Source organism: Flexithrix dorotheae DSM 6795, from assembly GCF_000379765.1.
GTDB classification, from domain to species: Bacteria; Bacteroidota; Bacteroidia; order Cytophagales; family Flammeovirgaceae; genus Flexithrix; species Flexithrix dorotheae.
In genome coordinates this window covers 1-1,878 of record NZ_KB903523.1, presented here as the reverse complement: position 1 = coordinate 1,878, position 1,878 = coordinate 1, and the positions used below count along the sequence as shown (strand labels likewise).

At 34.7% G+C, this 1,878-nt stretch carries 2 protein-coding genes; one reads left to right on the top strand and one right to left on the bottom strand.

The window, feature by feature from the left end:
- Positions 1 to 1,155: T9SS type A sorting domain-containing protein (locus A3EM_RS46845; RefSeq protein ID WP_157638331.1), on the top strand; the 1,155-nt coding region annotated here is incomplete at its 5' end.
- A 289-nt stretch (positions 1,156 to 1,444) separates the two neighbouring features.
- On the opposite strand, the gene A3EM_RS0140995 is transcribed toward A3EM_RS46845, so the two are convergent.
- On the bottom strand, positions 1,445 to 1,729 hold the full coding sequence (locus A3EM_RS0140995; protein ID WP_020534053.1) for an integrase core domain-containing protein: 285 nt from the start codon (positions 1,727 to 1,729) through the stop codon (positions 1,445 to 1,447).
- Positions 1,730 to 1,878: the final 149 nt, after the last annotated feature.

The window sequence follows — 1,878 nt, the reverse complement described above, 5'->3', positions numbered from 1 at the left end:
AATGATTGTGATGGAGAAATAGATGAAGCAGCAACTGATATAGCCATTTGGTATGCAGACCAAGATGGCGATGGTTTTGGTAATGTGAATGATAGCCTGCAATCTTGTAATCAACCAGAAGGTTATGTTGCTGATAATACGGATTGTGATGATGCCAATAAGGATATCTATCCTGGAGCAGTTGAAATTGAAGATGGTTTAGATAATGACTGTGATGGTGAAATAGAATTACCAACTACCTTTTCTTTAACCCTTACTTTATTAATTCCTGATAATATTAAAACAACTAAAATTAAGGTATCTTTATTTAAGGCCCAAAATGAGGGATTTGAACTAGTGGAAGAAAAAATATGGGATAATTCTGTTCTAAATTTCCCGGATTTGTCAGATGGAAAGTACTTGATAAAAGCAATACCTGATACAGATTCAGATTTGTTGATTACCTATTCGGGAAATACTGTAATCGAAGCAGAGGCTGAAGCTTTTGATATACAAAAGGACATAGAATATACCCTGATCATTCAACAATTATCAGGGACTGAGAATGGTAATGGAATTATTGAAGGTTTTGTTTTATTACAAGAAGAGACCTCTGGAGGTCGAATAGCTCAGGGTTTTGAGAGTACAGGAACTCCAATTTCCAATGTTCAGGTATATGCCGAATTAGAAAATTCTGGAGAAATAGTAGCTAATTCGGTATCAGATGAAACAGGTTGGTTTAAATTGCAGGGGTTAAGCATAGGTAATTATCAAATAAAGGCAGATTATCAGGGTAAGACTATTGAATTAAGTTCATCTAAAATTACACTTGATAACGAAAACTCCACTCTTAACCTATCCGTGCTTATTGGTGATAAAGAAATCATAGTAAATATAGAATCCATTACAGGCATTTCAGAAGAATTATTGGAAAAAGGTATTTCCTTATTTCCCAATCCTGTAGCCAGAACATTAGTAATAGAAACAAAAGAACCAATAAGTGGGAATGTACAAATCAGAATTTTAGATAGTTCAGGTCGAGAGGTAAAGCAACAATTATTTAAGAAAAATTCCAATCACTTCGAATTGGATATGGAAAAACTCTCAAACGGAATTTACATGATCAATTTTATCAGCAATGAAGGTCAGGCTGTCTGGAAAGTAATTAAGGAATGATTATCCAAATTAATACTTACTACTCATTAATGACTAGTGCCAAAATAGCCTTACAGTTTTAGACTTGATAAATGAACCAAAACTAGTTCAAGGCATTGGATTATTTCAATAATGATTTTATGATTAAGTTTTTGAAGGTATGGACTGCACTAGCATTTTTTTCCTTGTAAAAGGAAGCAACTTATTTTTAAGTGCAGTTGCCAAGCACATTTGCTGTTAGCAGTTCCTCTTATCCCTGGCAAGTTGCTCTTCAGCAGTGCTTATTTCCATTTCAGAGGACGAACTCAAGTTAAGGTGGATTTATGTTGGAATCAACCTTTTGATATTCTTTTTTTCGCCATCTTTTAGGCAACCTACCTTCTTTTTGATGAGCCTGAATTGGTGTCAGATAATCCAAACTACTATGCGGGCGATAAGCATTATAATCTCTTATGGACCTGTCTATAACCTGCTTTGCCTTTTCATGGCTAGGAAATCCATATAATAAAAACTCTCCTTTTAAAATACCATTCATGCGTTCGGCTAATGCATTTTCATAGGGATCTCCATTTTGGGTGTACGAAAAACATCCCAATTATGCCGCTATTTTTCCATATTTTGCGATTTGGATAACCTGATTCCATTTTGTACTTTTCTTAGTTATTCTTAATTTCAGGATAGCCTGAGCCCCTTTTTTTGACCATCTTTGTCCTGACAGTTTCAGCCTTTTTTGGATGACCTCTT